Below are 16,611 nucleotides of genomic sequence, written 5' to 3'. Positions count from 1 at the left end.
CGTAATTGAAATGCCCACAATTCAACTCTTCTTTGGATAACTTCTGCCCGGGGCGATCCGGTTGATTACAAGTGCCACCGCCAACAGAATCAATGCCCCGGTTGCAACCGGAAACAGCGCATACGAATAACCGAGTTGATGGATATTCTCCCCACCGATCACTGCAATAAGCGCAGTCGCGCCCCCTGGCGGATGGACTGTCGCCGTCAATTGCATCACGGCAATGGCCGTGGCGACAGCAAAAGGGGCCGCCAGCCAGAGTTGATCTGCAAAAAGCTGGCAGGCGGCAACACCGACCAGAGCCGAGAGAATATGCCCGCCCATAACATTTCTAGGCTGGGCCAGAGGGCTCTCTATGGCGCAATAAATGAGCACAGCAGACGCCCCGAAGGAGCCGATGACAAGGGTAAGCCCGGTTCCATCAAGCACGAACCTGGTTACAGCGGAGACCAGACCTATGCCGATAAATGCACCAAGCCAGGACCAGAAAACCTGGACATTTTTTTTCATTTTTTCTTCCCGTGATTCTTTTCTTTTCGTGTACCACACACCTTTAAAATGTAACAATGCTCGCCTGAGTAACACAAAGAAAAGCCTCCCGCCTTGACCTGGATCAATTACCCTGGTGGAAACAGGGACATGCCCCGGCAACAGAGAAACGTCGGAAACCCTCGCAACTGACAGTGGAGTTCAATATCTTTTTTTGCACAGCCAGAGCTGGCAAACTCGTCAGGCAAAGTACATGGAGCTGGATTTTTGACAGGGTGATGTCACGGAGAACGCTGATGGCTGTAAAGTGATGGCTGCCGCGCGAAACAGCAGATATTTGAGATTATTGCGTCGCAACACTGTGGTAATGTTTCACATGCCCACAGTGTTGCTTCAAGGGTTACTGTACTGCCCTTTCAGGATTTACAGCTAAAATTTAAAGCGCAGGCCGGCATACACATTATGGCTGGAGAGTTCGGAGTTGAGGTAACCGAGGTGAGCCTCTTCCGTCATCATGTAACGATAGCGCACATCCAGTGCCAGGTTCTCGTTCACTGCCATCTCAAGCCCCCCACCAACCTGGCCGATCATCACAGTATCTGTGTACTTTGAGGTTGATGAGACAATTCCGGCAACATCAAAACTGTCCATAGCCACATGTGCCAGACCCATACCAGCGGTGATATATGGGGTTATATTGCTCTCATTGCGAAAATCAACATAGAGGTTCAACAGCCCGGAATAGATAGTCATATCTCCACTGGCCGGCAGAGAAAGACCGCCTACTCGAGCCGTGTCGATCGAGTTGTCCTGGTAGCCGAGTTCACTTTCAAGGCGAAATCCACCGAAGTCATAACCAAGGGCACCCGTCATGGCATAACCGCTATCTGCTGACACTGTTGCCAATGGTACTCCGGACCAGCTGGTATCGGTATCGTCCGGAATTGCCATGCCGAAATGTATGCTGGTGTAGGGACCGCTCTGGGCACTTACCATAGAGGATGAGATAAGCAACAGGGTACCGGCAGCAGCCGTAATCATTGTTTTTTTCACGTATATCTCCAAAACATCATTATATAATTTACGAATTTATGACCTGGGGTAGTCAGGCAGCCGCACGGCAAGGACATGTCGGGCATTATAGCCCAAAGAACCTGGAATTGTTGAAATATATCAGTTGAAACTACCGAGTGTTCGTCCCTCTGCAGGTGACGAAAAATGTGGAAAGTTGCTGCCCTGTGACGGGAGCAAGAGAAACAACCGGAACAACTGCAACGTGTAAGAACCAAGGTACTGCCTGCCCGCAACTGCGAACGGGCGTATAGATAAATAAGGGGCTAAATCTTTTCAAGTAAAAAGCATTCTGCAGAGGAAACAGAGATAGAGAAACACCGTAAAGCAAGTATTAGACAAAGGAGATATTTTTATAAAGGGATTGAACACAGCAGGAGCGTAACAAACAAAGAAACGGGGAACACCCGGAATGGCAATCCCCGTCACACTTCAGCAGAAATTCGGCCTAGGAGTCTGTCAAACTATTCGATTGTCAATCAAAATCGAGGCATCGAAGGAAAATTAAGCGGAGCCATACGCTTGATATCAAAGTCTCACTTCGTTCACTTATCTGCGAGCATTAAATTTCCTTCAAGAACTATGAGTTGGCTAAAAAGGGCTTCGTCCGACAGACTCCTAGAACAGATAACGCACGCCGGCATAGAGGTTATGGCTGGCAAACTCCATATCAACTGTATCGCTCCGACCGAAGTCCAATGCAATATCAGAAGTGGCGAAATAACGATATCTCAGGTCAAGAAACAGCTGCTCAGAAATACCGTATTCAACACCTGCACCGAACTGATAGGCGAAAACAGTATCGTAAAAATTTAATTTACTCTGATCTTCATCCATAGTTTCAGCATAAAGATCTTTTAACTCGACATAGGCAAAGCCAAACCCAGCGCTGATATACGGGGTAAACTTTGATGAGTTGTCAAAGCTGTAATAACCATTCACCATCATCGTCAGCAGATTCAGGTCTCCTGTCAATGGAATAGAACCATCGGGAACATCAGGACCATCAGAACCATCGCCGAATGCTACAACGTTCAACGAATCAAGCCCATTGTTCTGGTAGCCAATTTCCGCTTCCAGCCTGATTTTTTCAAACTCATAACCCACCGCTGCCAAACCACTCCAGCCGGTGTCGTACCCTATCACATAAGAAAAGGGCACACCAGCAGGCAAATCCCAGTCTGAATCATCGGCAAACGCCGCCCCAAGATGGCCGCTGACATACAGTTTTGCCGCCTCTGCATCGCTCACTGCAAAATTGATCAGCAAGCCACCTATACAGGCACCAACAAAAAACTTTTTCATCTCTTCCCTCTAGTACTCATTTAAACTGCTGTTAACTACTTTTCACCGTACTGCAGACACCAATAAAAATACGCAGAAAAAAAAACATAAACAATTGATATAACGGCAATATCGCAAACATTCATCATGTTTATTCCTGGCAGCAGAAAAAGATACGGCCCACTACAAAAATGTAGCAGGCCGTACGGTGAAAGAGATGGTCCAAAAACAATAAGAAATGAGATAGCTCTATCGGGCTACTGCAATAAACAATGCTCCTTCAGTAAATTGAGAAGTACTGATACCTGTGTTACCGACACACTCCACATTGCTGAAACCAGCTTTTTCCATCAGTGCAATCTGGTCTCTCACGGAGACCGCGCCACCCACTCATTGGGCCCAGGCGTCGAGATTACCTTTCATGGCAGCAGGCAACGGTTGAGCCAACACGATATCAGCAAACTGCAGCCTGCCTCCCGGCTTCAGTACCCTGCGAATCTCCCTGAAGAGCGCGAGCTTGGCCGGAGAGAGATTGATTACTCCATTGGAGATCACCACATCGAAGGTTTCATCCGGATAGGGTATTTTTTCTGAATCGACCAGCTCCAGCTCGATATTCTGGACACCTAGTTCGGAAAAGTTCTTCCTGGCACGCTCCAGCATTTCCGGGGTCATGTCAATACCGCAAACCCGCCCTGAACCACCCACGGTTTTTCTGGCAACAATCAGGTCGAAACCAGCGCCGCAACCAACATCCAACACATGAGCACCTTCCACAACAGGTGCAATGGCATGGGGATTACCAACGCCACAAAAACTGTTCAGTGACTCTACGGGCATCTCTGCAAGAATCGCCTCATCATATCCCAACTTCACCGCACCTTCACGCCCGGTAGGATATCGAAACATCCCTTCAGCAGAATTCGCTACGGATGCGTACTTGCTGTGCACCGCAGAGGCGATGTTTTTTAACTCACCTACACCAAAGGCCTCGCCAGCAACCTGATCAACATGCTTTACAGGCTGTGACGTATTCTGTACCGGCAGACCGCCGGCCAAATCAGGTGGAGCTCACACTCCGGTTTTCAGGTCGCACTTAGGAAAATCACCCATATCATCCTCAATAAGTCTTTTATTTCACTCTGTCATAACTGAAGGTCTACCAGACCCTCAGTGAACATTCTTGCGGTTCCCCCAGCAAGATCAAATCATCCTGGAAATACTATGACTCTGTAGTAACGCCTCGTCAATTGGTAATCGACCAATTTCATCAGAGCCTGAACAATGATTTGCAGGCGAACTGTTATGGCCAAGGGTCACGGGTTGTGGATTTTCCGCATAGGGAATGCATAATAACTCGCTATATGGCCTAAATTCACTTACTGGACTTCGCTTAGCAGCACCATATAATAGAAGAAGCAGCAGTTGACAGACAGGCACTCGGCTCCACGCCCTTCACGAGGCCAACCACGGTATTACTTTACCTCAGAAACCGTGACAAAGTTACCCGGAGCAACCATCATCCGTACTATATTTCAACCAGAGGACGTTGATGGGAAAAGCATATCTTGATTGGGGATGGAACATTCTCATCTCTCTTTTCTCTGTCATGGTTCCTTACTCAATCGACAGCCTTGGCCGGTCAGCCAAAACCTATGAACAACCTTTCCGTCCATACTCCCCCGACGACCCGGACGCCAATGAAGCACTCGGCAAAGAAGATTTTACAATGGACAAATTTACGAGAAACCGTGACGTTATACTCATGGGGGAATAGGCTAAATGAAACTTTTCCCCTCCCAATTCCCGATCAGCAGAGCATTGATCACCTATTCAATTGTGATAGCCATGATCCTGGTTGTGGTCATCGCCGGAAGTATCAACTTCCAGGTCGGTTCTGCCATCAAAGATCTCCAGGAACGAACTACCCGGGAGGATGCCGAAGACGTCAGTAAAGCCATAAAGACTTTTCTCTCCGATAAAAAGGAGGCTCTCAAGGAGTTGGCCCAGCGTCCGCTCATTACCCAAAGTGTCATGCAACCCGGAGAGATGCGCCCGCAACTGATAGATGCGATGCAAGGCATGACCCTCATCGGCACAGAATGCCAGCTCAACCTCCTTGATTTCAAGGGGCGAAGCATCAACTCATCCCGGCCATTACCAGTTTTTGACTACACCGGTGAGCACTGGGTACAAAAGCTGATTGGTGGAAAAATCGCGTATCACTGGGAGATCAGCTCCACTACCACCATACTCCCAAGACGCTATTGGCGTATCGCCATACCTGTCTTGTTCGGCGGACAACCGGAAGGAATTCTGGTTGCGGAAATTGATCTTACCGGACTGAATACATTTCACTCCCACCTTCCCACTGCCGAAAATATAGAAATTGAGATCATCCAGCACGGAGAGAGCGTTGCCACCTTCGGGCCGCGAATCGACACCTTAGCCTACACGCATGTTATGGCTGATCCGCACCTGCTCATCTTGTGCCGCATGGATGACACTGCTCTTAACCGGACCAGAATGAGTATAGTTGTTAAGGTCAGCCTGGCACTGATGGCCACGGCCTTCGCTTTTCTATGTATCTCGCTCTATTTCGCAAACCGATTGTATGCCAAACCGTTGAAAAACCTGCGACAGATGGTGTTGAAGATGTACAACGATCCAACCGATAATGTGTTGCCAACGGATCAGCGCCTTCTGGAAATATCCGCACTCGCTGAGGAATATAACAGGCTGACACGTCAGATCCAGTCCCGGGAGAAAGCACTTCTGGATGCTAAAGAGAATCTTGAAGTCACAGTAGAGGCACGCACCCGGGAACTACAGGAAAGCCAGGAGCAGCTTCGCATACTCAATGAGGGGCTGGAGGAACAGATCTCTGACAGAACCATTGAACTGGAAACAGCCCAGGACAGGCTGGTTATGCAGGAGAAAATGGCCTCAGTCGGGCAACTGGCGGCGGGCCTTTCCCACGAACTCAACAATCCGATAAATTTCGTACGAACCAATTTCGCCACCCTGGTCGAAGATTTTGATGACCTGCTGCTCATCCACAGCAAATATGAGATCCTCACCCAGAAAGCCGCCGAAAATCCGCTCCTGGCCGAACCCGCGGCCGAAGTGCAGATGCTGCACAAAAAACTCGGTATCGAGCACCTTCTTGAAGATATTCCCCAACTCTTTGACGAGTCTGAACGTGGTTTTGTCCGCATTGCCCAGATCATTCAATCAATGCGTGATTTCTCCCGAATCGATTTCAGCGGCGAATTCTCCTGGGCCAATATCAATAGCGGCATTGAGGACACTCTGATTATCGCCAGAAACGAATATAAATATCATGCTGATGTACACACAGAGCTTGGAGATGTTGACGACATCCATTGCTCTCTGGAGCAATTAAGCCAGGTGTTTCTCAACTTGATTGTCAATAGCGCCCATGCCATCGCCTCTCAGGATCGAACAGACAAGGGCCTGATTTCCATACGGACCTGGCAGGAAGGAAATACCATACTCTGTGAATTTCGTGATGACGGCCCCGGTGTTCCGATTGAGCAGCGCCGCCAGATTTTCGAGCCGTTTTACACAACCAAAGCCCCCGGTAAAGGAACAGGACTCGGGTTGTCGATCTCTTATGACATCATCGTCAATAAACACCGTGGCGAGCTTTCCCTGCACTGCCCGGACGAAGGTGGCTCAATTTTTACCATCTCCCTGCCTGTGGACCAGAAGGAGGAAGTAACCCATGATTCCCATTGAACAGATTACCATACTCTTTGTCGATGACGAGCCGGATATCCTGAACGCGCTCAAGAGGTTTCTTAAAAGGGAAGAATATGTCGCGGAGTTCGTCAGTGGCGGTCTCGAGGCGTTGGAGCGACTGAAAAGAGGAGATATCAACATCCTGGTCACTGACATGCAGATGCCGGGTATGGACGGTACGCAGCTAGTGCAGTATGCCAAAGAACATTATCCCTCTATCGTACGCATGGTGCTGAGTGCAAATACCAATTTTGAACAGACCATGGCCAGTATCAACAGCGGAGAAATCTTTCGCTACATCATAAAACCGCTCAACCCGAAACTGTTCCGTTCAATCTTGCATGACGCGGTTGAGTATTACCGCATGGCCCAGCTTTGGGAAACGGTTACCGCCGAGGGAACACCAGAACTCACCACTACCCTGCCGGAACTGGAGTCAAGCTGTGGGGATCGGCCTGTAAAGCCTGAAACGGCAACAGGTATAGTGCCCACAGATCAGGGGCAGCAGGTAAGCCATCGTATTGAAAATGAATATGAAAAGCAGGTACGCCTTGAACTTTTGAGAACTGGGCAACCCCAGCAGGAGACCCATATAGAAGTTGCAACTGTGACGGAATCGAGTCAGGCAATCAATACCGTTTTCTCCGATTGTCTTGTCACCGCTTCTGACTGCACCGATATTCTGCTCGGTAACATCATTACCGGTTCCAACAGGTCTCCCCTGCTCGGTTTGGGTTTTAAAAATATCATCTTGAAAGCGGTGATCCAGAGTTACAGCGATAACACGAGGAGAGGGGCTGAGGCGGCTGACCTGGCTGACCTGGTTGGTGACATTGACCGGGAAACGCTGCCGAAACTGCGCGCTCTTGGCCTCTCCATGAACATGCTCTACAGCAGATACAACAAAAACAACTTACATTATATCGACTGCGGCAAGATCAACATCTTTCATTATCAAGGTGCCACCGGTAGCTACGCAGTCCATAAAGGCGGCAATCCGCCTCTCGGCCTGCTCGAAGGCACAGGATACAACACAAAGTCACTTGCCCTGGCACCGGGAGACATTCTGCTCTTTTATCTGCACACTACCCCACTAGACGGTGTACAGCTCGAGTGGCAGATAAGCGACGGTAAATTTGCTGAAACGGTTCAGGAATTCGCTGAGCTCGAAGTCAGGCCGCCACTTTATGAGCTTGGACCGCGGCTGCTGAATAACCCCGAAGGTGGTGAGCAGGACTCTAACCTGACCTGCCTCGCCCTGAGGGTTCCAGAGAAAGCAACCTCATATAAATACACGGCCGAAAGCGGCCTGCAAGGTGCTACCAGCGGGTAATATAATGCGTGATCCTCATTTCCTCTTCGTCCACAGTGACCAACCGACGCTTTACGCAATCAAAAGGATGTTGCGCAAAGAGCATTTCACCTGCCACTTTGCAGCAAATGCCGATATAGCCCTGCAGATTATCCAACAGCATCCCATCGCAATCCTGGTCAGCGGCCTGCACATGACAGATGGCGAGGGACTGGAACTGCATAAACTGGCCCGTATTCTCTACCCTAAAATGGTGCGGGTCTGCCTGATAAAGAGTGCAAACCCTTTACGTCTTCTACAGGCGATTAACAGCGGAGACATCTTTCGATTTATTCGGATTCCGGTAAGCAAGGAGGAACTTTTTCGAACACTCTCTGATGCCATGCAGCTGAGCGATCTGTTAAAAGAAAAATCGGAACTCACACAATCGTTAAAGGAAACCCGTGAAGAGCTGTATTTCATGCAGCAGCGTAACAAGGACAATGAACACAAGATACAACTACTCTCCGTGGTTGATGACCTTACCGGGCTCTATAACCACAAAAACATACAGTCAAATCTCGATAACGAATATTTCCAGGCCAGGCGTTATGGCACCGACTTCTCAGTTTTAATGTTCGCCCTGGATGATTACAACGCTGCTTATAGCAACCATGGTGGCGAATTCATGGATGCAGCTGTTCATCAGTTCGCCAGACACCTGAAAAATACCCTGAGGATGGTTGATCTCGCCTTCAGGGTCAGCGCCGACACATTTCTCGCTGTACTGCGGCAGACAAGTATCAGCGGCGCCCAGATCGTAGCCGCCCGTATTCTGCAGATCTGCAGGGAAGCGCCCGTTATAAGTACTGACGCCCACCAGCATGTCACTGTCAGTATAGGCCTCACCTCATACTCTACCTGTAAAGCGACCTCCGGCCGTGAAATCCTCACCATCGTCAACAACCAACTTGAAAAGGCGCAACAGGAAGGCGGCGACAGAATAATCATGGCGGACTAATATCATTTTTCTCCTGTTGAACTCAACCAAGGGTTACTACTCAGCCCAGGTGAACACTGTGGAAAAATACGGCGTGAGGGGCGACATCCACCACACTTCACTCCTGACTGGTCCGTGTTGGGCTTTCTTGGCAATCGAATTGTTCTTTGTCTTAATGTTCATGAAAAATCCGGGCTGAACCCGTTAGCCTGACAACAGTTTATTAAAAATCACCTTCGTTTGCATGCCTTGGTAACTTCTATGATTTTGCAGAATTAGGCGAAGTACAGTATAAATAGATTGACTGAAGAAGGGGAGTTACTGGATAAAAGCAAGGAGGAACCAATGAAAAGAACCATCATTCTGATGGGAAGCCCGAGATTGCAGAGCAACACGGATATTCTCGCCCAAAAAATCGTTGAGGGTATTCGTTCTGTGGGCGCGGAAGATGATATAATTGAGCAGATCGATCTGGTGGAAATGCAGAAATATGTCTGCTGTGCCTGCGGCCGTTGCCGAACGGCCGGCCAGTGCCTGCAATTCCCGGAAGTTTCCAGACAACTGCAAAGAATTGAAGAAGCGGATGGTCTGGTTATCGCCACGCCAGTCTGGTGGCTGGGAATGTCAAGCTGCATGAAAATATTCATCGACCACTGGGGAAGCTTTCTCCGCCCCGATTACAGCTCCAGAATTTCCGGAAAGCGTGCAGTGGTGGCAGCCGTGTGTGGTAATCCCCAGGTGAACCTGGCCGAAAAAGTGTGTGACGACCTCCGTCAGATCCTCTCCTACCTTGATGTGCAGGTAGTCGGCAGCCTGAGCGTAATGGGAATTGCTGATCACGCCGCCATCAATCGCGACCAGCAGAGCCTGGATAGTGCATTCGAACTGGGAGTAGCCCTTTACACGAAGTAAGGCTCAAAACCGCTCTTTCACATTACCCGCATTGTGTAGCAGAAATACGGATTGGAACCGGTGATTATCCAGCTGATATCGGATAACACCGGTTTTTTATTTCTCGCCGGCGTATTTCTTAAAACTCTCCATCTGGGAATTGAGGCCAATCACATTGTCCACAGGCATGACAAATGCGATTCCGGTGCCCGGTTTTTCAAACTCACCAACCCTGCCGATGGTCTCGAGAATTTTCTCAACAAGGTGCTCTTCCAACAGAAACATAATAATATCAGTCTGCGCTTCCAGGCTTAAACCGAAAAAGGTTTTCGCCTCACGGATGCCTGTTCCCCTGGCCGGGATGATTGTCGCCCCCGTTGCCCCTGAGGCTTTAGCCGCATCAACAATATTATCGGTCAATGTGGTCTTGACCGATGCCAGAATTATCTTGAATTTCATGTGTTCTCCTTCATTTTGGTATCGGTAACTCTTAGGTTGCGCCCCTGTTTATATTGAGCTATTTGCCCATAAGCAAGCACTGTTATTATTGGGAAAAGGCTGGCAAAAGCGATAAGGCCGAAACCATCAACTGCCGGTGACCTGCCGGGAACAGAGGCTGCAAGACCGAGTCCAAGTGCGGCCACTATGGGGACAGTCACTGTGGAAGTGGTCACGCCGCCGGAATCATAGGCGAGCGGAATCAAAGTCTTCGGTGCAAAAAAGGTTTGTACGATTACCACCAGATAGCCAGCCATTATGTAAAGATAAAGCGGAGTGCCGGTGATGATTCGAAAGGTCCCCAGGCTGATACCGAATGCCACCCCGATTGCCACGGTGATTCTCAGCCCCCACTCGCTGACGGCACCACCGGACACCTCCTTCGCCTTGTAGGCAACCGCAATCAGAGAAGGTTCTGCCACTGTCGTAGCGAAACCGATGGCAGCGGCAAAAAGATAGATCCAGCCATATACCTTCCAATCAGTCAAATCAACAGCATCCGCGCCATTTTTTAAAAATTCCGGGTCGGTGAGCTGGGCTGCCATGATCTTGCCGAGCGGAAACAGGGCATCCTCCAGACCGGTCAAAAAAAAGGTCAGACCGAACAGCACATAGAGACTGCCAACCAGAATTCGCGTCAGGTTAGGGATACTCTGTTTGATGACCACCAGCTGGAAAAAGGCAAAGAGCAGGACGATTGGTAGCAAATCCCGACAGGTGAGGAGGAGGACTTTACTGAAATCAGTGATAAGTTCAATCATAATTAACCTCAGACACCAAAGACGATTACACCGTAGATCATGACAAACATCATAGGTAAAAGGGAGGCAAAGGCTATCAGCCCAAAACCGTCCAGCAGTGGGCTTCTGCCACGGATAACCGTTGCCAGACCAACGCCGAGGGCTGTTACCAGGGGTACAGTGATGGTCGAGGTGGTCACGCCTCCTGCATCATAAGCGATGCCGATTATCTCTTCCGGAGCGACAATAGTGATCAGCATAATCAGCACGTAACCGCCGATAATCATGAGGTGAATCGGCCAGTTGAGCAGGATTCTCAGTACACCGATAAGAATTGCGAACCCGACGGAAAACGCCACAGTAAGCCTGAGCCCAATACTATAGCGAGCCATAATTTCAGGCGAATTTTCAAGCAGACCACCCTCCACCGCAATCTTTGCAGCTTCTTTGGATATGGCGATCAGTGCGGGTTCCGCGACCGTGGTGGAAAACCCCAGGGCAAACGCGAATAAAAGCAGCCAGGTCAGACTTCCCTTCCTGGTGAGCGCCTGGGCCATAGACTCGCCAATTGGGAATAATGCGATCTCAAGCCCCTGGATAAACATGCTGAGACCAAGAATAACCATTACCAGCCCAACCAGCATCTCGCCAAGTTGTGGTAATGGCTGGCGGATCACCACTATCTGGAAAAATGCTATCACCATTATGATCGGCAGCAGGTCTATCACAGCCTGTCGCAACCGCTCTAAAATGTAGATGAGGGTCTTTGAACGATAGAATATCTTCAACCTCTGCTTACTCATTACTGGCTCACTCAACTCACGGGTAAATACTTCGAATTTAAAATATAATTTCGGGTGATTATAGCCGACACCTTCCAATATGCAAATCTGTTTTGCTACCGGACCAGAGGAGTGTCCGTAAAACCGGCAAACTCATCCCGCCAATTTTGGACAAAAAAAAACCCCGCCACAAGGGCGGGGTTCGATAAGCAATAAGCTATCGGCTCATTAGAGCTTAACGACGTTGGACGCAGCCGGTCCTTTAGCTCCATCAACAATCTCGAAGCTCACTCTCTCGCCTTCCTGGAGAGATCTGAAGCCATCAGACTGAATAGAGGAGTGATGTACGAAAACATCCGCACCACCATCCTGCTCGATAAAACCAAAACCTTTAGAATCGTTAAACCACTTAACTGTACCTTCTGCCATTTTACTACTCCTAGTTGATCGTGCTCAAAGTGCACTGTTCTTCTTCGGTTCCTCCTCAGAACCATTATACTACACCGTCTTTTACCGCCGATATCAATCGACTGAAATGAACGGTATACGGTACAGGAAAAGGCTACCAGGATAACCGGGCGACACTGATCCTGCGTGGCAAAAACGAACTCTTTGCAGAGCATTTCTGCCTTTGCCGTCTCTGTTCAGCAAGGTTGAGTGATTCCTCCGTCTTGCCGAAAATATTTTATTCTTTCTGAAGATAGTAAAAATAATCTTCTGAAAGTTTCTATTCTTTTCCCTGTATTTCCTTTCGGTAAGCAGCGGCTGCGTGTACCCGGATGCTCTGTAGTCTTTCCTGTAAAAGTGTTTACTGATAACTTCGAGGAAAAACAACAATTAAGCAATTGGTTGGTATAGTTCCAGGATCTCGTGGCAGTCGTTTCTTCCGCCTGCCGGCATGTGTGGCTGACAACATTAGAGGCAATAAAGAATTGTCGTACCAAAAAACCGAAAAAACTCCCTCCGGTTAACTGTACAACTATCATTAATCGCTTTATCTCGTTGGGAAAGGTCAACATACGATCACACCGGTCAGATTAGAGACTATCCGCTATGACTGCATTAAGAGATTGGCCGGCTGGTATCGCCTGCCACAAGATGAGAACACGACTGAAATGAGCGTAAAATTTCTGTTCAAGTCGGCTTGGGAAAATCTGTACAACCGGGAAATGGTGCAATATCCTGATACCCTGTAAAGTTTTTTGGTAAAGCTTTTCCTTGTTACAATTCTCAGCAACACACCTTATGAAAATGTGTAAGTTTGACTGCAACGTAGAAAATGGTACTACTTTTTTCTGCAATGACTGAATATAGGCAATTGTCTGCTTTTGTACAAGAGAAAAACATCACATCTGGTCAGCCACTCAACCTTTATACCATTTAAGAAAAATTATCCAACAGTTACCTGCTGATATTTTTTCCGGACATTGCCGCTGATGGTCTTGAGCCCTACTGTGATTGCTCCCGCCAATAGAGCCAATGCATGAAATCCTACTGCCTGTTGCGCTTATAAAAGTAAATAACTACCATAAGTTTTGCCCTCTGCTCACCGACACTTCGACCGGCATGGGGGGTACAGGAATCAAAATAGACATGATCTCCGGCTTCCATAAAAATGGTCTCCTCACCATACCGGAACTCCATACGCCCCTCCAGCACATAAATGAATTCCTCCCCCTCGTGCTGAAACATCGAGGTGAACTCATCAGGCGCATATATTATAAATGGTTCCATATTCTTACCCGGCTTTCCCGAAGCAAGAATTTCATAATCGTAGCCTACGTAATGACGACTCTCTCGGATAATTTTACCGTCAGCTTTCTTCGCAAAGAAAAGAGGTTGATCCTGCGGTAATCCAATCTCTTCTTTTAAGATATCGGTGGTCTCAAAGCCAAGCGCGCCGGCAATCTTGCTGAGTGTCGAGTAGGGGGGTGCCTTCTCCGATCGTTCAACCTTGGACAGGTAGCCTTTGGTGAGACCGGTCCGGTCTGCAAGCTCCTGCAGGGTTATATTCCTGGCTGTCCTGATCCTTTTTATATTGGTCGCTATTATTCGTTCATCCATGATTTCTAAAGCCCCGGATCCCGGTTTCCCCTATATTTTTGCATTTAACAAAATCAGGTTAAAGCCCGTTGCAGCTGTCACAGTCTCCATCTTCTTCACGGATTACATCCACCAGCTTTTGCTGCAGATATTTAGCAGGATGCATCATGGTGATATCATCTGCCGAATCGAGCCTCGCCGAGAGATTGATACGACATACCGGACAATCCGTGAGCCAGGTTTTCGCCCCTGTCCGGCGGATGTTGTCGATCTTGCTGCCGGCTATTTTTCCCGCGACTTCAGGGTACTCATAGAAGAAGGTACCACCTCCACCGCAACACTCGCTCGTATCTTCTGCAGCCACATAATCCACCTCGGCAATATTGTTTAACACCCGCTCAGCTGAGACAAAGGAATTTTTCAGGTGACAGGGGAGATGATAACTCACCGGACCTTCAGGAATAGGGGTGGATGAATCACGGGAGAATCGCATCTCTGACAGATGGCTGTACACAAACGACATAATATCGAGCGTTTTTTCGGCTATGTCCAATGCCTTTTGCCGCATCAACTCTCCCCGGTCAAAACGCTCCATCATCGCTGCAAATTCATGCTTTAACGCCGAGCCACAGGTGGGGCAATCCACAATTATCGCCTTAATATCGGGTCGATGAAACGACTTAATATTCTGTTCAATATTGGTCAGCGCCTCATCAACACCCCCGTGATAAAGCATAGGTACCGAACAGCAGCTCTGCTCCCTGGGAATAATTACCCTGTACCCCAAACGGGTAAGAAGCCCAACTACAGCCTCACCGGTCTCGCCATAAATGTAATTGGAGGCGCAGCCTGTAAAGTAGAGCACTGTACCCCGTTCCTGTCCCGCCTCCTTCGCCGGAGCGATTTCTTCGGGCACAGTCTTCCTGAACTGTCTGCTGTTCAGCCTGGGAAAGCGGTCAACTGCAATATTGCCCAACTTGAATCGGGCTGCAACCCGATCAGGCAGCACTCCCTGCCCCATTCGCGCCATCCCCATTGCCATTCGCAGGCGGCGCTCCCTCGCGAGCAGGTAGACCAGGCCGCGGATCTCCAGCCGATCTCCATGATCGTCAATCAGGCGAGACCGCATCTCCATGAATGAGCTGTAATGATCAACCCCTGAAGGACAGTTGGCAGCACAGCTGCCGCACATCAGACATTTTGCTATCAACTCCTTCAATAGAGGTGTTGAAGCCAGTCGTTTTTCCCCATAAGCCCTGATCAGCTGAACCCTGGCTCGGGGTGAGGCCTGCTCCTCCTTGAGGACCTTGTAAACAGGACATACAGAAAGACAGATACCGCATTTACCACAATTTCCAGACGACTCACGCATTAGACAAACTTCCCGGGATTCAAAATATTATTGGGATCTACGGCCTTTTTGATACATGCCATGAAGTCCCTGGACTCCTGGTCCATCACCAGGGGCAGGAACTCCGCCTTGGCAAGACCGATACCATGCTCACCTGAGAGAGTGCCCTCGAGCTCGGCTCCGGCCACAAAGATCTCTCGAAAAGCCTTTTTCACCAACTTCCACTCCTCCTTATTCTTGCGATCGGCGCAAATAAGCGGATGCATGTTGCCGTCACCGGCATGGGCCAAAACGCCCGCTTTGAGGTTATACTTTTCAGTTATCTGATAAATGCGGCGAATCATCTCCGGGACCTTGCTCACCGGCACGGTAACATCTTCTGAGAGAATATCAGGAGCGATCTTGGCAAATACTCCATAGGCTGCTCTTCTGGCTGCCCACAGCCTGTTGCGATCCGCTTCATCCTCAGCCTCCTCCACCGCCATGACATTGTGCTCTTTCACTTTGTGGACGATCTGGCTCCGCTCGCGATCACATGCTTCACGACTACCATCGACTTCAATCAGGAGTGTTCCGCCAGCTTCTCTCGGCAGCCCCATCTGAACCGCATCCTCAATGGCATTAATGGTCATCTTGTCCAGTAACTCCATGGATACCGGCAGGATACCGGAACCAATGATGTCTGACACCGCTCTCGCGGTTGAGTCGAGATCTGCGAACGTAACCAGCAGGGTCTGGGTTGTCTCAGGCCTGGCGATGACTTTCAAGGTCACCTCGGTCACCATCCCCAGGGTGCCTTCAGAGCCACAGAACAGTGAAGTGAAGTTATAACCGGTTACATCCTTGATATTCTTTGAGCCGAAACGTACCACTTTGCCGGAAGCGAGCACCACCTGCATGCCCAGCACATAATCCTTGGTAACCCCGTATTTCAGACAGCGTGGGCCACCGGCATTCAAGGCCACATTGCCGCCGATGGTCGAGAAGTTCATGCTGCCGGGGTCGGGTGGAAAGAAAAAACCGGAAGGAGCCAGCACCTTCTGCAGGTCACCATTGATCACCCCCGGCTGAACCACCACATAACGGTCAGCGGTGTTCACCTCCATAATTTTATCCATCTTGGAAAAACAGAGCACAATGCCATGCTCAGCGGCAATGGGTGCCCCGCAAACGCTGGTCCCGGCCCCTCTTGCGGTAACCGGCACTTTGGCCCGGTTCGCCAGCGCCATGATTTTTGCAACTTCGTCGGTGGTTTTTGGAAAAATCACCGCATCCGGCATCGACTCTTCTAAAAAGGAATCGTACGCATAGCAGGTGAGTATCTCAGGCTCATCGCTGAACCTGTCTCCTAAAAGAGCAATGAGTTCTGATTTAACGGCGTGTTCAAGCATAATAACTTCGTCCTG

The 16,611-nt window shown here is 49.2% G+C and carries 16 protein-coding genes; 5 read left to right on the top strand and 11 right to left on the bottom strand.

From position 1 onward, the window contains the following. Positions 1–21: 21 nt before the first annotated feature. From FCL45_RS06035 to FCL45_RS06020, 4 genes are all read right to left on the bottom strand, one after another. Positions 22–510 (bottom strand): HPP family protein, encoded by a 489-nt coding sequence (locus FCL45_RS06035; RefSeq protein WP_136798792.1) that lies wholly within the window; start codon positions 508–510, stop codon positions 22–24. Between the two features lie 408 nt (positions 511–918). Beyond that, a complete protein-coding gene (locus FCL45_RS06030; RefSeq protein WP_136798793.1) occupies positions 919–1,542 on the bottom strand; it encodes an outer membrane protein in 624 nt (207 codons plus the stop codon). Between the two features lie 636 nt (positions 1,543–2,178). Further along, on the bottom strand, positions 2,179–2,865 hold the full coding sequence (locus FCL45_RS06025) for an outer membrane protein (RefSeq protein ID WP_136798794.1): 687 nt from the start codon (positions 2,863–2,865) through the stop codon (positions 2,179–2,181). Positions 2,866–3,093: 228 nt separating this feature from the next. Continuing rightward, positions 3,094–3,903: a methyltransferase domain-containing protein gene (locus tag FCL45_RS06020; protein ID WP_391899371.1), complete on the bottom strand. Its 810-nt coding sequence runs from the start codon at positions 3,901–3,903 to the stop codon at positions 3,094–3,096. 493 nt (positions 3,904–4,396) lie between these two features. Between FCL45_RS06020 and FCL45_RS06015 the strand changes: the two genes are divergently transcribed. The 5 genes from FCL45_RS06015 (at position 4,397) to FCL45_RS05995 (ending at position 9,812) form a co-directional block, all read left to right on the top strand. Then, positions 4,397–4,621, top strand: a complete 225-nt coding sequence (locus FCL45_RS06015; protein WP_136798796.1) for a hypothetical protein — start codon at positions 4,397–4,399, stop codon at positions 4,619–4,621. Between the two features lie 5 nt (positions 4,622–4,626). Beyond that, entirely contained in the window at positions 4,627–6,606 is a 1,980-nt protein-coding gene (locus FCL45_RS06010) for a sensor histidine kinase (RefSeq protein WP_136798797.1), read from the top strand. After that, on the top strand, positions 6,593–7,942 hold the full coding sequence (locus tag FCL45_RS06005; protein WP_136798798.1) for a response regulator: 1,350 nt from the start codon (positions 6,593–6,595) through the stop codon (positions 7,940–7,942). The genes FCL45_RS06010 and FCL45_RS06005 overlap by 14 nt, the downstream gene beginning before the upstream one ends. Before the next feature lie 4 nt (positions 7,943–7,946). Then, the gene (locus FCL45_RS06000; RefSeq protein ID WP_136798799.1) at positions 7,947–8,921 is read left to right on the top strand and encodes a GGDEF domain-containing response regulator; all 975 of its coding nucleotides are present in this window, start codon (positions 7,947–7,949) and stop codon (positions 8,919–8,921) included. Positions 8,922–9,245: 324 nt separating this feature from the next. Beyond that, positions 9,246–9,812 carry a flavodoxin family protein gene (locus FCL45_RS05995; RefSeq protein WP_136798800.1) on the top strand — a complete coding sequence of 189 codons (567 nt, stop codon included), beginning with the start codon at positions 9,246–9,248 and terminating at the stop codon, positions 9,810–9,812. 96 nt (positions 9,813–9,908) lie between these two features. Here FCL45_RS05995 and FCL45_RS05990 read toward each other — a convergent pair whose 3' ends face one another. The 7 genes from FCL45_RS05990 to FCL45_RS05960 all read right to left on the bottom strand — a co-directional run bounded on the left by FCL45_RS05990 (position 9,909) and on the right by FCL45_RS05960 (position 16,596). After that, complete coding sequence (locus FCL45_RS05990; protein WP_136798801.1) at positions 9,909–10,250, bottom strand: P-II family nitrogen regulator; 342 nt, start codon at positions 10,248–10,250, stop codon at positions 9,909–9,911. Beyond that, entirely contained in the window at positions 10,247–11,047 is an 801-nt protein-coding gene (locus FCL45_RS05985; RefSeq protein WP_167495847.1) for a DUF1538 domain-containing protein, read from the bottom strand. The genes FCL45_RS05990 and FCL45_RS05985 overlap by 4 nt, the downstream gene beginning before the upstream one ends. An 11-nt stretch (positions 11,048–11,058) precedes the next feature. Next, positions 11,059–11,832 (bottom strand): DUF1538 domain-containing protein, encoded by a 774-nt coding sequence (locus FCL45_RS05980; protein WP_136798803.1) that lies wholly within the window; start codon positions 11,830–11,832, stop codon positions 11,059–11,061. 207 nt (positions 11,833–12,039) lie between these two features. Further along, positions 12,040–12,240: a cold-shock protein gene (locus FCL45_RS05975; RefSeq protein WP_136798804.1), complete on the bottom strand. Its 201-nt coding sequence runs from the start codon at positions 12,238–12,240 to the stop codon at positions 12,040–12,042. Between the two features lie 1,062 nt (positions 12,241–13,302). Continuing rightward, on the bottom strand, positions 13,303–13,875 hold the full coding sequence (locus tag FCL45_RS05970) for a helix-turn-helix domain-containing protein (protein ID WP_136798805.1): 573 nt from the start codon (positions 13,873–13,875) through the stop codon (positions 13,303–13,305). A 58-nt stretch (positions 13,876–13,933) separates the two neighbouring features. Next, on the bottom strand, positions 13,934–15,226 hold the full coding sequence (locus tag FCL45_RS05965) for a (Fe-S)-binding protein (RefSeq protein WP_136798806.1): 1,293 nt from the start codon (positions 15,224–15,226) through the stop codon (positions 13,934–13,936). Then, the gene (locus tag FCL45_RS05960; RefSeq protein WP_136798807.1) at positions 15,226–16,596 is read right to left on the bottom strand and encodes an FAD-binding oxidoreductase; all 1,371 of its coding nucleotides are present in this window, start codon (positions 16,594–16,596) and stop codon (positions 15,226–15,228) included. The genes FCL45_RS05965 and FCL45_RS05960 overlap by 1 nt, the downstream gene beginning before the upstream one ends. Between the last annotated feature and the right edge of the window lie 15 nt (positions 16,597–16,611).

The organism is Desulfosediminicola ganghwensis (assembly GCF_005116675.2).
Classification (GTDB): Bacteria; Desulfobacterota; Desulfobulbia; order Desulfobulbales; family Desulfocapsaceae; genus Desulfopila; species Desulfopila ganghwensis.
This window is presented reverse-complemented; position numbering and strand designations above follow the sequence as displayed.

Excerpts from the sequence above, each read along its gene's own strand:
- FCL45_RS06035 (WP_136798792.1), bottom strand. The coding sequence starts at position 510 with ATGAAAAAAAATGTCCAGGTTTTCTGGTCCTGGCTTGGTGCATTTATC.
- FCL45_RS06025 (WP_136798794.1), bottom strand. The coding sequence starts at position 2,865 with ATGAAAAAGTTTTTTGTTGGTGCCTGTATAGGTGGCTTGCTGATCAAT.
- FCL45_RS06015 (WP_136798796.1), top strand. The coding sequence starts at position 4,397 with ATGGGAAAAGCATATCTTGATTGGGGATGGAACATTCTCATCTCTCTT.
- FCL45_RS06010 (WP_136798797.1), top strand. The coding sequence starts at position 4,627 with ATGAAACTTTTCCCCTCCCAATTCCCGATCAGCAGAGCATTGATCACC.
- FCL45_RS06005 (WP_136798798.1), top strand. The coding sequence starts at position 6,593 with ATGATTCCCATTGAACAGATTACCATACTCTTTGTCGATGACGAGCCG.
- FCL45_RS06000 (WP_136798799.1), top strand. The coding sequence starts at position 7,947 with ATGCGTGATCCTCATTTCCTCTTCGTCCACAGTGACCAACCGACGCTT.
- FCL45_RS05995 (WP_136798800.1), top strand. The coding sequence starts at position 9,246 with ATGAAAAGAACCATCATTCTGATGGGAAGCCCGAGATTGCAGAGCAAC.
- FCL45_RS05990 (WP_136798801.1), bottom strand. The coding sequence starts at position 10,250 with ATGAAATTCAAGATAATTCTGGCATCGGTCAAGACCACATTGACCGAT.
- FCL45_RS05980 (WP_136798803.1), bottom strand. The coding sequence starts at position 11,832 with ATGAGTAAGCAGAGGTTGAAGATATTCTATCGTTCAAAGACCCTCATC.
- FCL45_RS05975 (WP_136798804.1), bottom strand. The coding sequence starts at position 12,240 with ATGGCAGAAGGTACAGTTAAGTGGTTTAACGATTCTAAAGGTTTTGGT.
- FCL45_RS05970 (WP_136798805.1), bottom strand. The coding sequence starts at position 13,875 with ATGGATGAACGAATAATAGCGACCAATATAAAAAGGATCAGGACAGCC.
- FCL45_RS05965 (WP_136798806.1), bottom strand. The coding sequence starts at position 15,226 with ATGCGTGAGTCGTCTGGAAATTGTGGTAAATGCGGTATCTGTCTTTCT.
- FCL45_RS05960 (WP_136798807.1), bottom strand. The coding sequence starts at position 16,596 with ATGCTTGAACACGCCGTTAAATCAGAACTCATTGCTCTTTTAGGAGAC.